The sequence below is a fragment of the Streptomyces microflavus genome (assembly GCF_014650075.1).
Classification (GTDB): Bacteria; Actinomycetota; Actinomycetes; order Streptomycetales; family Streptomycetaceae; genus Streptomyces; species Streptomyces microflavus.
The window spans coordinates 240,731-256,262 of record NZ_BMUG01000010.1; the positions used below are offsets into that span (position 1 = coordinate 240,731).

The window sequence follows — 15,532 nt, forward strand, 5'->3', positions numbered from 1 at the left end:
GGTCGGGGCCCGCGAAGTTGCTCCGCCGCTAGGACTCGAACCTAGACCGAACACCTCCAAAGGGTGCCGTGCTGCCAATTACACTACGGCGGAACACGCGTCAGCCGGGCAGAGATTGGCCATGCCCGAAAACGCTGCCCCCTACTATGCCGCACCACCAGCCTTCGATGCGACGGTAGAGGTCGGCACTCTGCTGCACATGGATCACGAGGCAGCCGCGGTAGCTCTCCCCGACGTTCTTCCGGTTCGTCCTGGGATTGTGCTTCTTGAGGGTCGTCTTCCCGAACGTCGAGAAGTCCGTACCGGTGAGACCGGCCCAGTAGCGCTCGGCCGAGCCGACGTCCGCCGATTCGTGGATCATCACGTGGAAGCGCAGCCGTGCGGGAGCGATGTCCAGCAGGCTGAGCCAGGCCAGAAAGATCTGGATCATGCTGGGATCGCTGTTCACGAAAGCAACGCGCTCGCGGCGGGCGTGGGGCTTGTCCTTGGTCCCCTCGGCCCAGTACAGCCCTACGCCCAGCAGAAACAGTTCGCGCTCACTCAAGGACCCGATCTCGTCCTGAGCGGAGCGCTTCACTTCCCGGCGTTCCTGCTCCCGTCGCTGAAGGATGACCTCCCAGCCTCGCTTGGCGATCGCCGATGCTTCCTCCCTCGTCCGAGGGGCGGGCTTCGGCAGGTCCCGTACCCAGAGCGAGATCGAACTCTTCGAGCACCCCAGCTCCACCTGGATCTGGTCGTAGGTCATGCCCTGGAGCCGGAGCTCGCGGGCCTTCTCCCGCAGGTCGTCCTTGGCGCGGGGCCGCTTCGTCCACTCCGGGGCGGGCTCGCCCTGGAGGAGGCGGTTGAGGAGGTCGTTGTTGTCGACGTGGAGGCGGTCGCGGATCTGGCGGCGGCTGAGCCCTTCCCGGCGCAGCGCCACCGCCTGGGCGCGCAGGCCCTCGAAGTCGGCGTACTTGCTTGTGGTTTCTGTCATACGGAGAGCGTCGTCCGGTATGCGGACGCCTGGGTCGAAAACACGGTCGATTCGCCATTTCAGGCGATCGGCGTGTGTTTCGTGCTCGTTCGAACGCGGAACGTGCTGTTGCCGGTCACCGGAAAATGGGATGCGTCCGCCCGTAGGCTGGATGCCATGACCGCAACGGGGGCAGACCGGGAGGCGGCGGGATCGACCACCCGCGGCTACTGGTGGTGGGAACGGCGGCGCAGTGTCGCCCTGGACGTGGGACTGGCGCTGGTATCGGCGCTGGAGTGTGGCCTGGAGGGGGTTGATTTCGCCGGGGACGCCGGGTTGCCGGCACCGGTGGGTGTGGTGTTCGGGCTGCTCGCGGGCTCCGTGCTGCTGGTGCGCCGGCGTTGGCCGATCGCCGTGGTGCTGGTGTCGATCGCGACGACGCCCGCCGAGATGGGCTTCCTGATGGCCCTGGTGGGCCTGTACACGCTGGCGGCGTCCGAGGTGCCGCGCCGGATCACCGTCGTACTGGCGGGGATGTCGTTGGTGGGGACGTTCATCGTCACCTATGTACGGCTGCGCCAGAGCGTCGCCGAGCAGGCCGACTTCGGGCCGGGGGACTGGTATGTGCCCGTGGTGTCCGTGTTCATGTCGGTGGGGCTGACGGCCCCTTCCGTGCTGTTCGGCCTCTACATAGGGGCGCGTCGCCGGTTGATGGAGAGCCTGCGGGAGCGGGCGGACTCGCTGGAGCGGGAGCTGTCGCTGCTGGCGGACCGGGCGGAGGAGCGGGCCGAGTGGGCGCGTACGGAGGAGCGGACCCGGATCGCGCGGGAGATGCATGACGTGGTGGCCCACCGGGTGAGCCTGATGGTGGTGCACGCCGCTGCCCTTCAGGCCGTCGCCCCGAAGGACCCGGCGAAGGCGGTGCGGAACGCGGCGCTGGTGGGGGACATGGGGCGGCAGGCGCTGACGGAGCTGCGGGAGATGCTCGGGGTGCTGCGGAGCGGTGACGCGTTGATCGCGCCCGCGGCGGCGGGCGGCGGTGCGGTTCCGCTGGCGGCGGTCGGGCAGGCGGCCGCGGCGGCTGCCGCCGCGGCGGCGTCGGAGGACGGTCCCCGGCTGAGTGAGCTGGAGGCGTTGGTGGCCCAGTCGCGGCAGGCGGGGATGGTGGTCGAGCTGTCGGTGGACGGTGAGCTGCGTCCGTACGCGCCCGAGGTCGAGCAGACGGCGTTCCGGGTGGTTCAGGAGGCGCTGACGAACGTGCACAAGCATGCGGCGGGGGCGAAGACGTGGGTGCGGCTGGCGCACCGGGGGGTCGAGGTCGCGATGCAGGTGGAGAACGGTCCTTCGGACGCGGCGGTGGCGGATGCGGGGCTGCCGAGCGGGGGGAACGGGTTGGTGGGGATGCGGGAGCGGGTGCTGGCGCTGGGGGGTGTGTTCGTGTCCGGTCCTACGGACGCGGGCGGGTTCCGGGTGTCGGCGGTCCTGCCGGACGCCTCCAGCGTTGCCATCCCCGGCGCGTCCGGCGTCTGAGGCGGGCCCCGAATTCCAGCCGCGCCACCCCAGCCCGTCCGGCGTTTGAGGACGGAACCGTCGCCCGGGACGAACCGACACCATCACATCCCCGGATGCGTAGGGGGCGCCGCTCCCCAAGGCAAGGGTTCCGTCCTCAAACGCCGGACGGGCTGGGGTGGGCAAGGCTTCCGTCCTCGAACGCCGGACGGGCTCAAGGGCCGGGAGGCCGGAGTGGGCGCGCCTGCGGGCTGAAAGGCTCAGGCTCCCGTCAGGCGTGTCGGCTGCGTCCCGGTGACCATCGTTGCCAGCGCCTCGTCGATGTCCTGGCCGAGGAACCAGTCCCCCGTGTGGTCGATGCTGTACACCCGCCCCTCGGTGTCGATCGCGAGGACCGCCTGTTCGTCGCCCTCCGCCCCCAGCGGGGCCACCTCCGTCTCCAGGGCCCGGCCGAGGTCGCCCAGGGTGCGGGCGAGGTGCAGGCCGTGGAGCGGGTCGATGCGGACGGCCGCGGGCGCGATGTGCCGGCCCGGTGCGGACGCGGTGATGTGGAGGGCCCCGAACTCCGCCCAGGCCTCGACCGCGGCCGGGAAGACCGCGTGCCGGTGTCCGGCGGGCGAGGTGTGGGCGCGCAGGGCGTCGGCCCACTCCTCGGCCTGGCGGATGTCCCAGCGCCCGGGCTGCCAGCCCGCTTCGCGCAGGGCCGCGTCGACGCCGACGGGGAAGCGGGTGGAGCTGTGCTGGTGGTCGTGCATCGGTGGGCGCTCAGCCCTTCTCGGCGGTGGTCGCGGCGCCGGTGGTGGTGAGGTCGACGGGGCGTACGCCGAAGTGGGCGAGGAGCGCCGAACAGGATCGGCACGGTGGTGCGTAGCTGCCGTGGAGCGGGTCGCCGTCCTCGCGGATGCGGCGGGCGGTGATGCGGGAGTGCTTGAGCGCGCGGCGGGCCTCCCCGTTGGTCAGGGGTTTTCGCTGGGCGCGTTTGGAGCGGCCGTTCTCGGCGGCGGTGAGTTGCCGGGAGAGCAGTATGGCTTCGGGGCAGCGGCCGGTGAACCGTTCGCGCTGGCCGCTGGTGAGGGTGTCCAGGAAGTCCTGGACGAGCGGGTGGAGTGCCGGCGGCTGGTCCCCCTTGCCGGCGGTGCAGGTGAGCGTCTCTCCGCGTACGGACAGCGCGGCGGCCACGGCGGGGAGGATCCCGTCGCGGCGGTGGAGCAGGTGAGGCGTGCGGCTGGTCTCGGTGCTGCTCCAGTTGAGTCGCGGGTCCCCCGATGTTCCTGGCGTACTGGATGTACCAGACGTGCTGGATGCGCTGGTTGTAACTGTTTGTGCCGAATGCATGGTGCGGTCGTCCCTCCCTGCAATCCCCCGAGTTGCGGGGACAGCCTGCCAAATGTGCAGGGTGGTGGGGAAGCTGGGGCGGGGAAACGTGTCTGCGTGTCGCCCGAAGGTGCTGGACTGTCGCCTCACCGTCACGTGAATGTGACCGTTCGTGACGGAACCGGCGGGGCGGGACCCCCTGTTGCCCCACCGCTTAGGCTGTGCGGAACCACCAGACGCAGCAGGGGGCAACCGCCATGACGACAGGTCGGCTCGGGCAGCAAGCCGCGCCACCGAACGCGGCCTACGCCGGGCAGGTCGTGCACTTCCCGGACCCGGTCCGGGCGTCCCGCCACCCCAGAGGTGTGCGCGTGGGCGAGAGCGGCCACCCGGATTTCTCGCCGTACGCGCGGGCCGCCGCCGAGATCGCCGATCCGCCGCAGGGCTTCGGCGTCGACGAGCTGCGGCTGACCGACTACGTGTCGGCGAACGCGGCGATGGCGGCGGCAGGTCATGAGCTGTGGGACACGATTCCCGCGGTGGCGACGCCGCACGGCTGGACCTGGCACCACGTGTCGGGCGGTCGGCGGATGGAGCTGGTGCCGGTCGAGGTGAAGGCGCTGCTGCGTCATCACGGCGGTCTGGCGACCACGGATGTGGACCAGGACCGGCGCGGTACGCGCCCTTTGCAGGAGACGCGTCCGGCGCACTTCCGGCTTCCCAAGGGTGCTGTCGCGGTGAGCGAGCAGCAGATCCAGGGGGTCGAGGAGGACCTCGGTTACCGGCTGCCCGGTGCCTACCGTTCCTTCCTGAAGGCGGCGGGCGGTTCGGCCCCCGTGGACGCGGCGCTCGACGCCGAGTTGGGGCTGCTGGTGGACCAGCCGTTCTTCACGGTGCGTGATGAGGCCGCGGTGAACGACCTGGTGTACGTGAACAAGTGTCTGCGGGACCATTTCACCAAGGACTATCTGGGCGTCGCATTCGTCCAGGGCGGGATTCTGGCCGTGAAGGTGCGCGGGCAGGACGTCGGTTCGGTGTGGTTCTGCCCGTACGACGATGCCCGGGACCAGGACGGCTGGAGCGTGCAGGAGCGCGTGGAGCGGCTGTTGCTGCCGTGCGGTGCGGACTTCGACGCCTTCCTCCAGCGGCTGGCGGGCAACCCGCCGGAGCTGGAGACGGTGGCGAACCTGATGGTGGACGGCGGCTTCGCGCGCGCCGTCCCGGTGGAGGGGTGAGCGCGGTGGTGACTTTCGCGCAGGCGCAGGAGCGGGCGGACGAGTGGGTCAACGGTGACGTGCCCGCGTACCAGCACCGTGAGGTCCGGGTCCGTGAGTTCGAGCTGGGGTTCGTGGTGTGGGCCGAGGACCGGGCCGAGGGTCCGGTGTCGGACGGCGGCCGTCAGCGGCTGGTGATCGCCCGGGACAGCGGTGAGGCGACGTTGTGGCCGGGGCTGCCGGTGGGTGAGGTGATCCGGCGGTACGAGGAGGAGTACGGGGTTCCGGCGGGTGCGCCGGCCGCCGCCCCGGAGCCGCCGCAGCGGGTGGACCTGAATCAGACGTCGTTCCTGTTGACGCCTCCGGAGTGGCTCCAGGAGGCGGCGGACAAGCTGGGCATTCCGGATCACCGCGCGGAGCGCCGGGCGGCGGAGGAGGCGGCGGACGCGGCATCGGCCGGGTCCGTGCCGGCGGGGTCCGTTCCCGCTGGGTCCGCAGCGGGCTCGGTGCCGGGTGGGACGCCTGTTCCCGCCCCCGCCGATGAGCCTGTGCCCACGCCCGCGCCTGCGGACGCCACTCCCGCACACGCCACCCCCGCACACGCCACACCCTCAGGCGCCACACCCTCAGACGCCACCCCGCCTCCGTCCGCTTCCCCGGCCGCCCCCTCTTCCGGCGGTTCCTCGGCCTCGTGGCCCGCCGCCGGTAGCAGTGCGGGCGGGGCCTACGAGCCCACCGCCAACGACGGCGTGCCCGCCGGGTCGACCCCGTGGGCGGGTACGGACACGAACTCCTTCGACTCCGACGACGCGGCGGTTCCGCTGCCCGCGACGGTGTTCGCGCCGCCGCTGTCGGGGACGGACGACGAGGAGGCCCCGCCGCCGGTGGTCTCGGCCGAGGCGCCCACGGCGCTGATGTCGGGGGGCAGCCAGTTGCCGCGTACGCAGGTGTCACCCGCGCTCAGGCCCGTCCAGGGCTCGCAGGACTCCCCGCCCTCGCAGGGCGGTACCGGGGACATCGCGGACGCGGCCACCAGCAAGGCCGTGGTGCCGCCGCGTGGTGCGCGCGGGGGCGGTTCGACAACCCCGCCGCCGCCCGGTGCGCCGGGGATCCCCGGCGTACGCCCCGGCGCGACGCCGCCGCCTTCGGGCCCGGGTGCGCCCGGTGCTCCGGCGGGCGGGTACATCCCGACGCAGCTCGTCTCCCAGCTCGGCCCGCCCGGCCCGCCCGGTGCGACGCCGCCGCCCGCTCCTCCCGGCCCGCCGCCGGGTTCGACGCCGCCTCCGGGCGGCGGGGTGCACCACGCGGCGACGATGCTCGCCGACGGGAGCAGCATCGGCGCGGGTGTCCCGGGCGCGCCCCGCCCGCCGGGCCCTCCCGGTGCCCCGGGTGCTCCGCTGCCCCCGGGCCCTCCCGGTGTGCCCGGGGCGCCGCAGCCTCCCGGCCCGCCCGGTCCTCCGCCGGGCGCCACGCCGCCTCCCGGTGGCGGGATGCACCACGCCGAGACGATGTTCGCGAACTCCGGCCCGATCCCGGTCCCCGGTCCGCCCAACCCTCCGGGTCCCCCCGGCCCTCCGGGCCCGCCCGGGGCTCCGCTGAGCGGTGCCCCCGCCCCCGTACCGCAGGCGCCTCAGGCCGGCGGCCCGCACACCCCGCCGCCCCCGGCGTACGGCTATCCGCAGCAGCCCACCGGTCTGCCGACCGTGGGCCCGGGCTACCAGGCCGTGCTGCGGTTCCGGGCGCCGGACGGCAGCGAGCAGCAGCTGATCCGCCGTTCGGCGCCGGGCACCCCGCACCCCGAGTGGCAGATGCTGCACGAGCTGCGGGCGATGAACGTGCCGCCGCAGCAGGTGATCGAGCTGCACACCGAGCTGGAGTCCTGCGAGCTGCCGGGCGGGTACTGCGCGCGGATGATCCGGGAGACCTGGCCGCAGGTGCGGATCACGAGCGTGGCGCCGTACGGCACCGATCACGCGAGCCGTCAGCAGGGCATGCAGCATCTGCTGACGCACCAGGGTGAGCTGCACCAGGTGGCGGACGGCCCGGCGCGGCCGGCCCCGGTGCGGGCGCCGCTGCCGCAGATGCCGCCCGCTCCGGTGCTGCCGCCGGAGGCGGTGGCCGAGGAGTTGCTGCAGGCGTTCGGTCCGCAGGGGATCCTCCGGTTCGACCAGCGTGCGGTGTCCCGTCAGGGGGTGCCGGAGATCGTCGCCCGTACGTTGGTGTGGGCGGGGCTGCCCGCCGATTTCGGGCCGTTCTTCTGGGCGCAGCCGGGGCAGCCGGTGGTGCCTACGCTGGGTGAGGTGGCGGCGCAGCGGCAGGTGCAGGCGGCGCCGGACGCGGGGGCGTACCTGGTGATGGGTACGGACTTCGGGCGGGCGATCTGTGTTCAGTACGGGACGGCGAACATCGTGGCCGTGCCGGTGGAGGCGGGTCCTGGCGGTCAGTCGGTGGCGCCGCAGTTCGTGAACACGGGGCTGCCGGAGTTCGTGCGGTCGATGGCGCTGCTGGGCCGGATGTGGCGGCTCCGGTTCGGGCTGACTCCGGAGCAGGCGGGGCGTTGGACCGTCGATTTCCAGGCACAGCTGGTGGCGCTGGATCCGGCGGCGCTGGCGTCGCCGGAGAGCTGGTGGTCGGTGCTGCTGGAGCAGATGTGGGACGGTCTGCTCTGATCCGTACCCCTGGCTGACCACGGTCTGCCAGGGCTGAGAAGCGTTGTACGAGGCACCCGGTCCGGGGACGGATCGGGTGCCTCGTGGCGTACCGGGCGTGTGACGCCGGTCGCTTTCCGTCCTGAAAGCGCCTGATCGATTCCGACTTCCGGCCCCAATTGCCGCATCCTTGACGTATCGCGGGGGGACCCGTGTGTGTCCGCGTGTCCATATGTCCGTGTGTCCGTATGGCGGCATGTCGTAGAAGGGCTTCAGGCGATGAGTGCTGGACCGGTGTCTGCGTTCGACGTGGTCGGCGTGCGGGGGCGTGGTTACCGACCGGACCAGGTGGACCGTGCGGTGGCGGCCCGGACGGCCGAGCGGGCCACGGCGCTCGCGGAGGCCGAGCGGCTGGAGCGGCTGGCGCAGGAGCTGGCGGCGGAGGCGGCCCGGCTGGCGGAGACCGTGGCGGGGCTGCCCGAGCAGGACTACGCGGAGCTGGGGGAGCGGGCCCAGCGGATTCTGGGGCTGGCGCGGGAGCAGGCCGAGTCGCTGCGGGCGGACGCGGAGGCGGCGGGCCAGGAGCTGCGGGACGAGGCCGAGGCGGCGGGCCGGGCGGCCGGGGACGCGGCACGGGAGGCGTCGGACGCGGTGCGGGCCGCCGCTGTGGCCGCGGCGGAGGAGCGGGTCGCCGAGGCGGTCCGGGAGGCCGAGGGTGTGCTCGCCGCGGCCCGCAAGGAGGCCGAGGAGGTGCGCGGGGCGGCCGAGGCCGCGATGGCGCAGACCCGGAGCCGTACGGCGAGTGTGCTGGCCCACCAGGAGCAGGAGCACGCCGATCGCCACAAGGCGGCGGAGGCCGAGATCGCCGCTGCGGAAGCGGAGTTGGAGGCGCGCCACGCGGAGCTGACCGAGCGGGCGGAGGCCCTGCTCGCGGAGGCGGCGCGCGGCCTGGCGGAGGCCCAGGAGGCGGCCCGCCACGGCCAGGAGGACGCGGAGGCGCGGGCGGCCGAGGTGCTCTCGGAGGCCCGGGTGCGCGAGGAGCGGATCGTCCGGGAGACGGAGCGGGTGCTGCGGGAGCACGAGGAGGGCCGCGAGGAGGCCCAGGCGCACATGGCGCACGTCCGCAGCTCGCTGGCGGCGCTGACGGGTCGGGTGACGGCGGGGCCGGCGGAGGACTGAGGGCCGCTGCGGGCCCCACCCAGGGCGAGCGGTCTGACCTGCGCGCCGTGTTCTCCGGCCCGTACGCGTTCGATGGCGTGGGTCAGGCGCTGGACGGCGCCCGGCACGGCCTGGTCGGTGAGGTTCCCGTAGCCGAAGACGAGGGTGGAGGCATCTGCCTCGGTCGGGGTCAGGCGGTAGTCGTCCAGGCTCGCCAGGCGTACGTCCGCCCGCGCCGCCTCCTCCACCACCGCGCCCGCCGGGCAGTCCGTCAGGGGCAGGAGCAGGTGGAATCCGGCGGTCGCCCCGCCGACGGCCTGTCCGGGCAGCCTGGCCGCGAGTTCGCGCAGGAGGTGGTCGCGGCCGCGTTTGTAGCGCAGGCGGGAGGCCCGCAGATGGCGGTCGTACGAGCCGGAGGCGACGAAGCGGGTGAAGGCGTCCTGGTCGATGACGGGCGGCGGGGTGCCTCCGGTGTCCCTCGCGGTGAGGGCGTCGGTCCACCGTTCGGGAGCGGCGATCCAGCCCAGCCGTACGGCCGGGGAGAGGGTCTTGCTCAGCGAACCGAGCAGGGCGACATGGTCCGGCGCGGCCCCCTGCAAGTCGCCCACGGGATGGCGGTCGTAGCGGAACTCGGCGTCGTAGTCGTCCTCCATGACCAGGCCGTCCACCTCCCGTGCCCAGTCGGCGAGTTCGGCGCGGCGGGCGGGGGCGAGGACGACGCCGGTGGGGAACTGGTGGGCCGGGGCCACGATCACGGCCCGGGCGGCAGTGGCCTGATGCAGGAGGTCGACGCGCAGGCCGTCCTCGTCCACGGGTATCGCGACGGGGGTCAGCCCTGCGGCGGCCACGGTGAGGTGGAGCTGCGTCCAGCCGGGGTCCTCGACCGCCACGTGGGTGTGCCCGGCGGTCCGTAGGCCCCGGCGCAGCCGCATGACCGCGTCCAACGTGCCTGCGCAGACGACGAGTTGTCCGGGCTCCACCTGGGCGCCGCGCCCGCGCGCGAGGTAGGCGGCGAGCTGCCGGCGCAGCCGTGGCAGCCCCGCCGCGTCGGGGTAGCCCAGCTCGTCCCAGGTCAGCTCGGTGGTCGCCGCGCGCGCCATGTCGGCCCAGCGCTTGCGCGGGAACGCGCGGAGGTCGGGGACGCCCGGCAGCAGGTCGTACCGGGGCGTCCAGCGGTCCCCGCCCTCCCGCGCACCACCGCGTACGGAGCCGCCGGGGCGGGCCCGTACGCGGGTGGCCGAGCCAGTTCCGGGTTCTCCGGATCAGCGCACGTCGACGAAGTCGGCGGTGGACGTGGCGGGGCCCGTGGTGGAGGAGCCGTTGTGCGTCCAGCGCCAGTAGCCGTCCACCGACGCGGTGACGGTGGTCTTCAGAGCACCCGCGGAGTTCGACTTCACCGTCTTCACGGTGGTGTAGGCCGAGCTGCCCTTCTTGCGGAACTGGAGCTTGGCGCTGCCCGCGACGCCGGTGTACGTGTGCTTCACCCAGTCGGCCCGGGTCAGCTTCCCGGTGACGGTGAGCTTCTTGCCCTTCTTCACCGGCTCGGGGGAGGCGTTGACGGTGGCCTTGCCCCAGCGCTTGAGCTGTACGGAGCCGGGGGCCTTCTTGTACTCCTCGGCCTTGAGCCGCCCGTCGGGCTTCCAGAGGCGCAGGGTGAGGCCCACCTTCCAGGTGGTGGCGTCACCGTTCGAGTCGAGGTCGTAGGGCGGGTCGATGAAGAGCGTGCCCTCGCAGCGCTCGTTCCAGTCGTTGACCGGGTAACAGGTGTACATGCCCATGCGCAGGCTGTCGTTGTCCGGAATCTTCGGAAGCTTGGCGCCCCGGTAGAGGAACGGTTTGGCCGTGTACGCGGACGGCTTGGAGGTGGAGAGCCCCGGCGGCAGGGAGACCTGGAAGGTGACCGGCGGCTCCTTCTCCTCCTTGGTGCCCACCACGATGGGTTTGCCGTTGTTGACGACGACGTTCGAGACGACGAGCCCTGTGGGAGCGGCCTGCGCCGGAGGGGCGGTCAGCGTGGTGAGGACCACGGCTCCCGCGACGGCGGCGACGACGCCGGATCTTCGGCTCCTGGGATTTCTGCTGCGACCTGCGTTCACTGCGCACCTCTTGGCTGTACGGGCGGTGACGGGCCGGCTGCCCGGACCTCACGGGCAGCCGGCGGTGCGTCAGCGTACCAACGCGGCGATCATGGTCGATCGCCGCGTTGGGAGGGGCGCGCGAGGTCTATTCGGCGGCTGTTACGGCGTCGATGAACGCGGTCCAGGCCGTGGCCGGGAGGACGAGTGCGGGGCCGCCCGGGTTCTTGCTGTCACGGACCGGGACGACGCCGGGGAATCCGTCCGCCACCTGCACGCAGTTGCCGCCCTCCTCGTTGCTGTAGCTGCTGCTGCGCCAGGCGGCGGCGGTCAGATCGGGACGGGACGCGGCTTCCACGGTAATCAACCTCCAGCACGGATCGGATCAGTTCGAGCGACATCAGGGGTGGCAGTGCCATCGCCCTGAGGTGATCGTAGGTCAGAACGAACCGTTCGACCTCCTCCGGTTCCTCGGTCAACTGGCCGTGGTGCGCGCCTTCCGTGTAGGCGACCTGGATGCCGTCCGGCAGCACCAGCACGGTGAGGGAGCCGGCCAGCGCACCGTGCGCGCCCTGGTCGAACGGCAGCACCTGAACGGTGATGTTGGGCTCCTCCGCCATCCTCAGCAGCTTCTTCAACTGGCCGCGCATCACGGCGGATCCGCCGACCGGTCGGCGTAGCACGGCTTCATCGAGGATGATCCACAGCTCCGGCCGGTCCGGGCCGGTGAGCCGCACCTGGCGGTCGAGCCGGGCCGCGACACGCTCCTCCAGGTGTTCGGCGTCCCGCAGTGAGTGGCCCATGCTCAGCAGGGCCCGCGCGTACTCGGGGGTCTGCAGCAGGCCCGGCACGGCGTGCGAGGAGTACTCGCGGATCACCGCCGCGCGGGCGGAGTACGCGATGAACGCCTGCGACCAGTCCGGGTACGCCTCCCGGTACACGTACGGCCACAGGTCGATCAGCAGGTCGTCCGCGACCAGCTCCCGGTCGAGGGCCCGGGTCAGCTCCAGCGTCGGTTTCGCTCCGGTCGCGCGTTCGATCTGGGTGATGCGGCTGCCGACCACGTGGGTGCGGGCACCCACTTCGGTCTGGGTGAGCCCGGCCGCCTCGCGGAGCTTGCGCACCCGGGTGCCGAAGAGGGCGGCCATGGAGGCCTGCGGGTCAATTGCTTTGGCCACGGCGTTACTTCCGTTCCTTACGGCCTGCGAGGTAAGGCGCTGTCACCTTCCGAGGCTAGGGCGGACGGCCGACTCTTGAGTACGGAACGTTACGGAGCCCGCACGTGTGGGTGACGTGAGAGGAGTCGAGCGAGTGGATGGTCCCCATGACCGGCAAGAGGATGAGCGCAGCGGAGCAGGCCGACGGGCTGGAGGAGGCTCCTTCCGTCCGGCGCGGCTTCGGGCTGAGCGGCAACGGGTACGGCTCGCTGTCCCGGCAGTTCCCCTCCACGCCGCAGGGCGCGCAGGAGGCGCGGCATGCCGTGGTGCGGCAGTTGGGGCAGTGGGGGTTCGGGCCGATGGCGGACGTGTCGTGCGCCGTAGCGCTGGTGGTGGCGGAGCTGGCTGCCAACGCGGTGCGGCACGGGAGTCTGCCGGGGACGGAGTTCGCGGTGCGGGTGGACCACGAGGGGGCCGCGAGCCGGTTCCGTATCGAGGTCTCGGACGCCCGGCTGGGCCGGACGCCCGAGGAGCCGGTGCTGCCGCCGGATGACCGGGAGTCGGGGCGCGGGCTGTTCCTGGTGGAGTGCCTGGCGACGCGGTGGGGATGGGAGCCCCGCCATCCGATCGGGAAGACGGTGTGGGCGGAGGTGGCGGCCGGGCGGCCCCAGGAGGCTTCCGTGCGAACCCGGGAGGCTTCGGTGGATTGAGGGGCCCCCTTCCTCCCTGCTTGTTCGACCAGGTATCTTGCATCGCATGGAACCAGGTGATTCGACCAAGCAGGCCCGGGCGGCCGCCCAGCTGCGCAAGGGCGTCCTGGAGTACTGCGTACTCGCTCTGATGCGGGACCGGCCCCGCTACGGCGTTGAGCTCCTCCAGGCGCTGGAGGAATCCGGTGCCCTGGCCACCAGCCAGGGCACGGTCTACCCGCTGCTCTCCCGGCTCCGCCGTGACGACCTGGTCACCACCACCTGGCAGGAGTCCGCCTCCGGGCCGCCCCGTCGCTACTACGCGCTCACCGACAGCGGCCGGGCCGCGCTCGACGAGTTCACCCGTGTCTGGCCCGGCTTCCGCGATGCCGTCGACACCTTCCTGGCCACCCCGCACCCTTCCACCGGAGACCTCGCATGAAGACCTCTCAGGACCCCGTACGCGACTATCTCTCCGCCGTGGAGCGCGAGGCCTCCGCCCTTCCCGCCGACCGCCGCCAAGAACTCGTCGCCGACCTCGCCGAGCACATCGAGGTGGCGCGCGCCGAGCGTCCCGACGCCGTGATCGGCGAGATCCTCGCGGAGCTGGGCGACCCCCGGGCCATCGCGGCGACGGCGCTGGCCGAGTCGGGGACCGGGCCCGCCGCGTCCCCGGCCTGGGGCGGATCGGGCGCACCCGCCCGGCGCGGGAAGGTCCACCCCCTGGTCCCCGTCCTGCTGCTCGCGCTCGCGCAGCCCGTCGGGATGGTCTTCCCCGACGAGGGCGGCTCGTTGATCGGCGGCCTGGTCCGGATCACCGGCGCGGTCCTTCTCTGCACCTCGGTGCACTGGACCGCCCGCAGGAAGATCATCGGCGTCCTGCTCGCCGTCGTCCTGCCGGGTGTCGCCATGGGTGTCTGGAACCTGTCCGACGGTGCCCCGGAGGGTTCCGGCCCCGCTCTCGTCGCCAACCTGGCGGCGTCCGCGCTGATGGCCGGTACGGCGGCGTGGCTCTGGAGGGTCCGCCGCGCCTGAGGCGGCGTCGCCGGGCCGGGGGTCCGGCTCCTACCTCGCGTCGGGCGAGTCGCCCGTCTCGGTGATGGCCGCCTCGGTGATGACCGCCTCGCTGATGACCGGGAAGCGGCGCGGGGCGAGGACGACGAGGGCGAGCAGCGCCAGGGCCGCTGCCCCGGCCGCGCCGATGTAGACGTAGTCCACCGCCGCGTCGACCGCCCGCCGCAGGTGGTCCGTGGCCGCCGCCGAGAGCGCGCCCGGGTCCTCCAGGGCGCGGGCGACCGCGTCCAGGTCGTCGGGGAGGCCGGGGGCGGGGGCGTCGAGGAGGCGGGCGGCCAGCACGCTGTTGGCGACGGCGCCGAAGACTGCCGCGCCGATGCTCTGGCCGACCTGGCGGCAGAAGAGCACGGACGCCGTCGTCGTACCGCGCTCCGCCCACCCCACAGTCGACTGCACGCCCACGATCAGGGGGAGTTGGAAGAGGCCGAGGGCCGCTCCGAGCAGCAGCATGATCAGGGCGGGCTGCCAGGGTTCGCCGGGGTAGGGGAGCAGCGGGAAGGCCAGCAGGATCAGCAGGGCGGCGCTCATGCCGATGATGGCCGTGAGCCGGAAGCCGATGCGGTTGTAGACCCGGTCGGAGAGGGCCGCCGAGACCGGCCAGCTCAGGGTCATGACCGAGAGCACGAAACCGGCGGCGATCGGGCCGAGGCCCAGGACCGACTGCGCGTACGTGGGCAGGAAGACGGTCGGCGCGACCATCAGCAGGCCCATCGCGCCCAGCGCCAGGTTGACCGAGGCGATGGTGCGGCGGCGCCAGACCCAGCCCGGGATGATCGGCTCCGCCGCCCGCCGTTCGATGGCGACGGTCAGGGCGGCCAGCGCCGCGCTCGCCGCGAACAGGCCGAGCGAGGGCGCCGAGAGCCAGGGCCAGGCGACCCCGCCCTGGACGAGCGCGGTGAGCAGCAGGGTGCCCGTGGCGAAGACGGCCAGGGCGCCCGCCCAGTCGATACGGGGACGGGTCTTCGGGCGGGGACGCGCGGGTTCGTGGAGGTGGCGGACGACCAGCCAGAGGGCGACCGCGCCGACCGGAAGGTTGATGAGGAAGATCCACCGCCAGTCGGCGTACCCGGCGAGCAGCCCGCCGACCACGGGTCCCGCGACCGCAGAGGTGGCCCAGACGGTGGACAACTTCGCCTGGATGCGGGGTCGTTCCTTCAGGGGGTAGAGGTCGGCGGCGATGGTCTGGACGGTGCCCTGGAGGGCGCCGCCGCCGAGCCCCTGGATGACGCGGAAGGCGATGAGCGCGGCCATGTTCCAGGCGGCGGCGCAGAGCAGCGAGCCGGCCAGGAAGAGGATGATCCCGGCGATCAGGACCGGCTTGCGGCCGAAGGTGTCGGAGAGCTTCCCGTACACCGGGAGCGTGACGGTGACGGCGAGGAGGTAGCCGGAGAAGAGCCAGGAGAAGACGGTGAAGCCGCCGAGGTCGCCGACGATCTGGGGTACGGCGGTGGAGACGATGGTGCCGTCGATGGCGGCCAGCGCCATGCCGAGCATGAGGGCCGCGACGACGGGGCGGCGGCCGCGGGGGGTGGTGAGGGCGGCGGGGATTTTCGTGCCGTCCGCTGTGCCGCCCGGGGCGGGCGGGCCGCCGGGGCCGTCCGCGTCACCTGCGCCGCCCGCGCTTGCCGCAGCCCCCTTGCCGTCCCTGGCTTCCGTGCCGCCCACCGGTTTTCCTTCCCTATGCACGTATCTCCCGGGGCACTGTCTCATCCCGGGCGGCGGCGTGGGGGCGTTCGGGTGAG

At 72.9% G+C, this 15,532-nt stretch carries 14 protein-coding genes, 1 tRNA gene and 1 pseudogene; 7 read left to right on the forward strand and 9 right to left on the reverse strand.

Features of this window, described 5'->3' with window-relative positions; translation table 11 throughout:
• Positions 1-20 precede the first annotated feature (20 nt).
• Positions 21-93, reverse strand: a tRNA-Gln gene (locus IE264_RS28040).
• 7 nt (positions 94-100) lie between these two features.
• Complete coding sequence (locus IE264_RS28045) at positions 101-973, reverse strand: hypothetical protein (RefSeq protein WP_032757229.1); 873 nt, start codon at positions 971-973, stop codon at positions 101-103.
• A gap of 156 nt (positions 974-1,129) precedes the next feature.
• Between IE264_RS28045 and IE264_RS28050 the strand changes: the two genes are divergently transcribed.
• Entirely contained in the window at positions 1,130-2,482 is a 1,353-nt protein-coding gene (locus IE264_RS28050) for a sensor histidine kinase (RefSeq protein ID WP_015609050.1), read from the forward strand.
• A 239-nt stretch (positions 2,483-2,721) separates the two neighbouring features.
• Here the strand turns inward: IE264_RS28050 and IE264_RS28055 are convergent, their stop codons facing one another.
• Both IE264_RS28055 and IE264_RS28060 read right to left on the reverse strand, forming a co-directional pair.
• Positions 2,722-3,216, reverse strand: a complete 495-nt coding sequence (locus tag IE264_RS28055; protein ID WP_032757231.1) for an SUKH-3 domain-containing protein — start codon at positions 3,214-3,216, stop codon at positions 2,722-2,724.
• Between the two features lie 10 nt (positions 3,217-3,226).
• Complete coding sequence (locus IE264_RS28060; RefSeq protein WP_032757232.1) at positions 3,227-3,796, reverse strand: YwqJ-related putative deaminase; 570 nt, start codon at positions 3,794-3,796, stop codon at positions 3,227-3,229.
• A 236-nt stretch (positions 3,797-4,032) separates the two neighbouring features.
• Here IE264_RS28060 and IE264_RS28065 point away from each other — a divergent pair, with 236 nt between their 5' ends.
• The 3 genes from IE264_RS28065 (at position 4,033) to IE264_RS38145 (ending at position 8,816) form a co-directional block, all read left to right on the forward strand.
• A complete protein-coding gene (locus tag IE264_RS28065; RefSeq protein ID WP_031124212.1) occupies positions 4,033-5,010 on the forward strand; it encodes an SMI1/KNR4 family protein in 978 nt (325 codons plus the stop codon).
• Between the two features lie 5 nt (positions 5,011-5,015).
• Positions 5,016-7,658 carry an SUKH-4 family immunity protein gene (locus tag IE264_RS28070; protein WP_373301941.1) on the forward strand — a complete coding sequence of 881 codons (2,643 nt, stop codon included), beginning with the start codon at positions 5,016-5,018 and terminating at the stop codon, positions 7,656-7,658.
• A 258-nt stretch (positions 7,659-7,916) separates the two neighbouring features.
• Positions 7,917-8,816, forward strand: a complete 900-nt coding sequence (locus tag IE264_RS38145; protein ID WP_078657466.1) for a cellulose-binding protein — start codon at positions 7,917-7,919, stop codon at positions 8,814-8,816.
• 311 nt (positions 8,817-9,127) lie between these two features.
• Here IE264_RS38145 and IE264_RS38150 read toward each other — a convergent pair.
• The 4 genes and pseudogenes from IE264_RS38150 to IE264_RS28085 form a co-directional block, all read right to left on the reverse strand.
• Positions 9,128-9,895, reverse strand: a pseudogene (locus IE264_RS38150) (aminotransferase-like domain-containing protein); the annotation flags it as partial.
• Between the two features lie 162 nt (positions 9,896-10,057).
• A complete protein-coding gene (locus IE264_RS28080; protein WP_015609043.1) occupies positions 10,058-10,891 on the reverse strand; it encodes a hypothetical protein in 834 nt (277 codons plus the stop codon).
• Between the two features lie 127 nt (positions 10,892-11,018).
• The gene (locus IE264_RS38155; protein WP_308428530.1) at positions 11,019-11,147 is read right to left on the reverse strand and encodes a DUF397 domain-containing protein; all 129 of its coding nucleotides are present in this window, start codon (positions 11,145-11,147) and stop codon (positions 11,019-11,021) included.
• Complete coding sequence (locus IE264_RS28085) at positions 11,104-12,018, reverse strand: helix-turn-helix domain-containing protein (RefSeq protein ID WP_032757240.1); 915 nt, start codon at positions 12,016-12,018, stop codon at positions 11,104-11,106. The genes IE264_RS38155 and IE264_RS28085 overlap by 44 nt, the downstream gene beginning before the upstream one ends.
• Before the next feature lie 167 nt (positions 12,019-12,185).
• Here IE264_RS28085 and IE264_RS28090 point away from each other — a divergent pair, with 167 nt between their 5' ends.
• From IE264_RS28090 to IE264_RS28100, 3 genes are read left to right on the forward strand one after another with little or no spacing between them, the layout of a single operon-like run.
• Positions 12,186-12,737, forward strand: coding sequence for an ATP-binding protein (locus tag IE264_RS28090; protein WP_032757243.1), 552 nt, complete (start codon positions 12,186-12,188; stop codon positions 12,735-12,737).
• A gap of 46 nt (positions 12,738-12,783) precedes the next feature.
• The gene (locus IE264_RS28095) at positions 12,784-13,158 is read left to right on the forward strand and encodes a PadR family transcriptional regulator (protein ID WP_015609040.1); all 375 of its coding nucleotides are present in this window, start codon (positions 12,784-12,786) and stop codon (positions 13,156-13,158) included.
• The gene (locus IE264_RS28100; protein WP_032757244.1) at positions 13,155-13,751 is read left to right on the forward strand and encodes an HAAS signaling domain-containing protein; all 597 of its coding nucleotides are present in this window, start codon (positions 13,155-13,157) and stop codon (positions 13,749-13,751) included. Before IE264_RS28095 ends, IE264_RS28100 begins: the two co-directional genes overlap by 4 nt.
• Before the next feature lie 30 nt (positions 13,752-13,781).
• On the opposite strand, the gene IE264_RS28105 is transcribed toward IE264_RS28100, so the two are convergent.
• The gene (locus tag IE264_RS28105; RefSeq protein ID WP_032757246.1) at positions 13,782-15,455 is read right to left on the reverse strand and encodes an MFS transporter; all 1,674 of its coding nucleotides are present in this window, start codon (positions 15,453-15,455) and stop codon (positions 13,782-13,784) included.
• Between the last annotated feature and the right edge of the window lie 77 nt (positions 15,456-15,532).

What these genes read in the sequence shown, in the direction of transcription:
- IE264_RS28090 (WP_032757243.1), top strand. Translation starts at nt 12,186, where the DNA reads ATGGTCCCCATGACCGGCAAGAGGATGAGCGCAGCGGAGCAGGCCGAC.
- IE264_RS28095 (WP_015609040.1), top strand. Translation starts at nt 12,784, where the DNA reads ATGGAACCAGGTGATTCGACCAAGCAGGCCCGGGCGGCCGCCCAGCTG.
- IE264_RS28060 (WP_032757232.1), bottom strand. Translation starts at nt 3,796, where the DNA reads ATGCATTCGGCACAAACAGTTACAACCAGCGCATCCAGCACGTCTGGT.
- IE264_RS38145 (WP_078657466.1), top strand. Translation starts at nt 7,917, where the DNA reads ATGAGTGCTGGACCGGTGTCTGCGTTCGACGTGGTCGGCGTGCGGGGG.
- IE264_RS28100 (WP_032757244.1), top strand. Translation starts at nt 13,155, where the DNA reads ATGAAGACCTCTCAGGACCCCGTACGCGACTATCTCTCCGCCGTGGAG.
- IE264_RS28065 (WP_031124212.1), top strand. Translation starts at nt 4,033, where the DNA reads ATGACGACAGGTCGGCTCGGGCAGCAAGCCGCGCCACCGAACGCGGCC.
- IE264_RS28050 (WP_015609050.1), top strand. Translation starts at nt 1,130, where the DNA reads ATGACCGCAACGGGGGCAGACCGGGAGGCGGCGGGATCGACCACCCGC.
- IE264_RS28085 (WP_032757240.1), bottom strand. Translation starts at nt 12,018, where the DNA reads ATGGCCGCCCTCTTCGGCACCCGGGTGCGCAAGCTCCGCGAGGCGGCC.
- IE264_RS28055 (WP_032757231.1), bottom strand. Translation starts at nt 3,216, where the DNA reads ATGCACGACCACCAGCACAGCTCCACCCGCTTCCCCGTCGGCGTCGAC.
- IE264_RS28045 (WP_032757229.1), bottom strand. Translation starts at nt 973, where the DNA reads ATGACAGAAACCACAAGCAAGTACGCCGACTTCGAGGGCCTGCGCGCC.